The sequence below is a fragment of the Pseudarthrobacter sp. NKDBFgelt genome, from assembly GCF_046097905.1.
In the GTDB taxonomy this organism is placed as follows: Bacteria; Actinomycetota; Actinomycetes; order Actinomycetales; family Micrococcaceae; genus Arthrobacter; species Arthrobacter polychromogenes.
Genome location: NZ_JBJURL010000134.1, coordinates 1 through 5,029, shown reverse-complemented (window position 1 = coordinate 5,029; position 5,029 = coordinate 1). Strand labels below are relative to the sequence as shown.

The 5,029-nt window shown below is 65.4% G+C and carries 2 protein-coding genes; both read right to left on the bottom strand.

Annotated elements, in window-relative coordinates:
* Window positions 1-446 precede the first annotated feature (446 nt).
* Window positions 447-3,479, bottom strand: coding sequence for a glycoside hydrolase family 2 TIM barrel-domain containing protein (locus tag ACKAE7_RS20425; protein ID WP_408980152.1), 3,033 nt, complete (start codon window positions 3,477-3,479; stop codon window positions 447-449).
* Between the two features lie 89 nt (window positions 3,480-3,568).
* Window positions 3,569-4,576 carry a LacI family DNA-binding transcriptional regulator gene (locus ACKAE7_RS20420; RefSeq protein WP_190614754.1) on the bottom strand — a complete coding sequence of 336 codons (1,008 nt, stop codon included), beginning with the start codon at window positions 4,574-4,576 and terminating at the stop codon, window positions 3,569-3,571.
* Window positions 4,577-5,029: the final 453 nt, after the last annotated feature.

Here is a 5,029-nt window from a genome sequence, read left to right as displayed (position 1 = left end):
ATCACTAAAACAATTGGTATCAACAAACTTGGCACACTATTGAGTTCTCAAACAACAGACACACCCGGCACCACCACAACCACTTCACAGGCCATGAATCGCTCCGGAGCAACTTCACAAACTTACCGGCTTTCGAGGATCTTTGCAAATCGGCGTTTCCGGCTCTTTGCGCTCCTCTTCAACCGTCCCCGCCTATATCCGGCGCGCCAGGAGGCGAACCATTTTCAGGCTGTTTGCAAGGGGGTTGGCCGCTATTTTTCCGCTTCAGCGGCGGCGACTCAGAAAACAATACACGGCTGGCGGGCGGTCCGCAAATTCCGCCCTGAACGAGCCCCACGTCTCCGAAAACCCCGCAATTCCGGGGCTTTCGGAGGCCTGGAGCCCGCTTCATGCCCTCAGCAAGCGGACATGCCGCAGTATGTACTGGCTCACATATGTGCGCTTCCTCAGCTGCGCACCTTCAGGGTCAGTATGAAGTCGGCGTCCCGCGGCTTGAGGCGGTATTGCTCCAGCACGCCGGGGCCGCAGGCAGCGGTCCCTACCCCCCGCAGCGCGTGGTCCACGTACAGGTAAGTGCGCCCGTCGGCCTTCAAGTCCGGGCGGTGGGCCGCTGCGTCCAACACATCCTGGCTGTAGGGCCTCACTGTCAGGGCAAAGGGATCACCGCAGATCTCAAGCGTCCGGCCGCCAAGCTGCAGTGCAGCGGACCGGGAACCTGACCGGGCACCGCATTCCTGCGGCCGCACGTACTCCACATCCATCTTCGCCAGGGGCAGGGAGAACCAGCCCGCCCGTGCCCCCTGCCCGGTGTCCGGGTAACTCTGGTGGGGGCCCTGGCCAAACCAGCTCACCAATTCTGTCTCTTCACCCAAAACAAATTCCAGCCCTATCCGCGCCCATTCGACCTCAAAGCCGCGGTTGACCCACGTGCCATCACGCCGCACCTGGGTCCGGAGCCCCACTGTTTCCCCGTCAGTGCTCCAGGTGTAGTCCACAAGCACGCCGTACTGTTTGTCGGCTGCGCTCACACGGGTGCGGACCGTCAGGGTTTCGCCGCCATCCTGCCCGGGGTTCGCCGAGATGCCCAGCAGCCGGGTGTGGAGCCGGTTGAGTCCGGCATCCTTCCACTGAGTGGCCAGCGGCCGCTCGTCGGCGCCGCCCCACTCCCGGCCAAGGTCGTTATCGGTAGGAGCCCACCACAGGGTCAGTCCCAGCTTCTCCACAGGGACACCGCCAATCGAGGCAGGCATGCCGGTGGCGCGGCTGAAGACAACCGGCCCGAGCGTGAGTTCGCTGTCCTGCACCTGGACGGGTTCAACAGGCGCCGGCGGAACGGGAGCGCCCGGCTCCCGGACCGACTGCCCCCAGGCCACCTCGTGTCCCGCGTCCGCCCAGGCGGAATCAGCGCCGAGGACCGCACGAACGGTGAGCACTGCAGGCCTGCCGTCGGACAGCCCTGCGGCGAGAGCAGCGACGCTGCCAGGCAGCTCCACAACTGTTTCGGACTGAGGCGCAACGGGCGCAACGTCCACCGTCCCGCCGTCGAGCGCGCCGCCGTCGGCCTCCACTTCATAGCGGAAGCTGAACGCGGAGGTGTCCGCGAAGTCCTGGCCGTTGCGAAGGGTGAAGCCTGTCCAATCGCGGGCGACGTCGATGCGCAGCGGCTCTATGACCTTCTTGAAGTCCAGCAGCCCGGGCCGGGGCCTGCGGTCAGCATCAACAAGCCCGTCGGTGACGAAGTTGCCGTCGTGAACTTCCTCACCGAAGTCGCCGCCATAGCCGTAATGGTCAACACCATCGGCGGTTGAGACAGTGATGCCATGCTCCAGCCACTCCCACACGAAGCCTCCCATCAGGCGCGGGTACTTTTCGAAAAGAGCCTGGTATTCGCTCATTCCACCGGGGCCGTTACCCATGGCATGCACATATTCGCAGAGGACAAAGGGCATAGCCCGGCGCCGGGCGTCCAGCCCGGCATCTTCCAGGGCGGGCTCTATCCCTTGGCCGATCAGGGCCGTTTCGGCCTGGCTGGCGTACATCCGCGAGTACACGTCGACGTGCTCCGAGGACCAGTCTCCCTCGTAGTGGATGGGGCGGGACGGATCCCGGTCCTTGGTCCAGCGCGACATGGCCGCCAGGTTCCTGCCGGTGCCGGCCTCGTTGCCCAGGGACCACATGACCACCGAGGCGTGGTTCTTGTCGCGCTCAACCGTGCGGCGCATGCGGTCTACCAGGGCATCCTCCCACTGGGGATCGTCGCTGGGGTTCTGGGCCCATCCGGCGCTCTCAAAGCCGTGTGTTTCCAGGTCGCATTCGAGCACAACGTAGAAGCCCAGTTGGTCCGCCAGGGCGAGGAACTCCGGATGGGGCGGGTAGTGCGAGGTCCGGATTGCGTTGATGTTGTGCTGCTTCATGAGCCGCAGCTCTGCCTCCACCACGTCGCGTGGCACCACCCGGCCAAGCCGTGGATGGTGCTCGTGGCGGTTCACGCCGCGCAGCAGGATCCGCCGCCCGTTGACCTTGAACTGCGCGTCCTCGATGGCGATGCTGCGGAAGCCAATCTGGAGTGCGACGGACTCGCCGGCGGCGCTGACGGCCGCCTCGTAGAGCTTCGGGACCTCCGCGGACCAGGGCTCGACGGCGGGGACACGCACCTCCGTGCCGGCGGCCAGTTCCAGGGCCAGTTCCGGAACGCGGACGACGGCGTCAATCGCCTGGCCGCCCCGGCTCGCCTCGACCTTGAGGATGCCTTCGCCTGTGATGTGGTCGTAGCCGGCGTGGACGAAGACGTCGTCAATGCCGGCCGCGGGCCTGGCCTGCAGGGTGACGTCGCGGAAAATCCCCGGAAGCCACCACATGTCCTGGTCCTCCACGTAGCTGGCGGCCGAGAACTGGGCGACGCGGACAGCGAGGGTGTTTTCCCCCTGCTCCAGGATCCCGGAGACGTCGAATTCGTGGGCGAGCCTGCTTCCGCGGGTGGTTCCGAGTTCCACTCCGTTCAGCCATACGGTTCCTGCGGACTCGATGCCGTCGAACCGCAGGAGGGCATGCGGGAAGAACTCGGGCCCGGCCTCAAACACCACCAGGTGGTCACCGATGGGGTTGGCCTCCGGAACGTGCGGCGGTTCCACGGCGAAGGGGAACTGGACGTTCGTGTAGGCCGGTGCGCCATGTCCGTGCATAGGCCAACTGGACGGCACCGGCAGGCTCTCGAACCCGTTCAGCGCCTCGCCCAGCTGCCAGCCATCATCAGGTGCTACCCGGCTTCCAGGGCTGAGCCGGAACTGCCACTCACCATTCAGCGACAGCCGTGGGGCGTCGCTCTGAAGGTAGGCGCGCGCGGGCAGGGCGCCCCGGCCGGCCTCAAAGGATTCCAGATCCTGGATATCCGCGGCGCCAAGCTCCAGGCTCCGGCCGGCTGAACCGGAGGCGGTGTGCGGGCTGCTATCCGCCAGCGCGGACGGTGTTTCGACAGACATGGGCTTCCTTGCTTCGGGGAGTCTTATGACTACGTGAACGTTCACGTACCGCATGCAAGCCTAGCCTCTATTACGTGGTTTGAGTAGGGTCAGGCCGACTGGCGGAGCACGAGCTGGTGTTTGAGGAACAGCTCGCTGTCCGGGCTTCCTGCCTGGATCCTGCCGGACATCAGATTGTCCACGAGGTCGACGGCGGCCCGTCCTACCGCCCTCAGGTCTAGTGAGAGCGTGGTCAGCTCCGGCGTCACCAGCTCGCCGAGTGGTATGCCGTCCATGCCGATCACGGCACAATCCTCCGGAACCCTGCGGCCTGCGTCGTGCAAGGCCTTGAGTGCCCCTGCCGCCATGAGGTCGTTGAACACCAGAAGCCCGTCAATCCCGCCGTCGTGCTCGAGCATGGAGCGGACTGCTTCCCGGGCTGCGGAGGCGGAGTCCGCTGACTGCCGGAGCGTCAGCTCAATGCCGGCATCGGCTGCGGCTGCAGCGACGGCCAGCCCGCGGGTGGTGGCAGCCCCCTCCAGGTCCGCATCGAGGTAGGCGATACGCCTGCACTGTGCGGAGTTCAGGCGTTCCAGGGCCAGTTGTGCCGCGTACGCGTAGTCGAAGGAGATGAGGCCGGCCGCCTGGCCCGACGGATAGTCGAGGACAACCACTGGGCGGCGGCCCATCATGGACTGGGCCTCAGTTGAGCTGGCACCCAGATAACCCACGAGCGCGTCAACCTGTGGACCCAGCCGGGCAACGGCGTCCAGTCCGCTTCCACTCCCGTGGCCAAAATCATCAACCACCACGTTCCAGCCCCGTTGCGTGGCTTCTTCAACCACGCTGGAAGCAAAGGCCGGAAAGTAGGGGTTGGTCAGATCAGGGATCGCGAGTCCCAGCGATGTCCGGGCGCCCTGTACCAGGCCCTTGGCGAACCGGCTGGGGGAATACCCGAGTTCTGCCGCCAGTTGCTGGACGCGCTCCCGCGTGGAAGCGCTGATTCCGGGCATGTCGTTCATGGCACGGGTAACGGTTTGCCGGGAGACCCCCGCAGCGGCCGCCACGTCCAGGATGGTCGCTCGGCGAACCTGGGGGACGCTGGAACTCGAGGTCATGGCTGCAAGTCTAGGCCGAAGCCGCCGGCGGACGCCCTTTGACTCATTTACCGGCCCTCCCCTGCGACGCTCTCTCACTCGATGTCCGGTTTCCCGGGATGCTCTCTCACCTGATGTGGGGTTTGTCGGGATGCTCTCTCACTCGAAGCGGGGGTGGGGGGGTATTGCCGGCAGGGAGTGAGAGAGGATCCCCCGTGAAAGCCCCATCAAGTGAGAGAGGATCCCCGGTAGGGGTGCCTGCATCAAGTGGGTGAGGGTCCGTCCGGGGGCCTTCACAAGGTGGAAGGGGATGCCGGGAAGGGGTGCATTAGGTGCGAGAGGGTTTGGGTGGGTGTTAAATGTGGGAGGCCCCAACCGTGGTGGTTGGGGCCTCGACCCTTTTTTAGTGTGTGTCCGGCGGTGACCTACTCTCCCACACCCTCCCGGGTGCAGTACCATCGGCGCTGTGGGTCT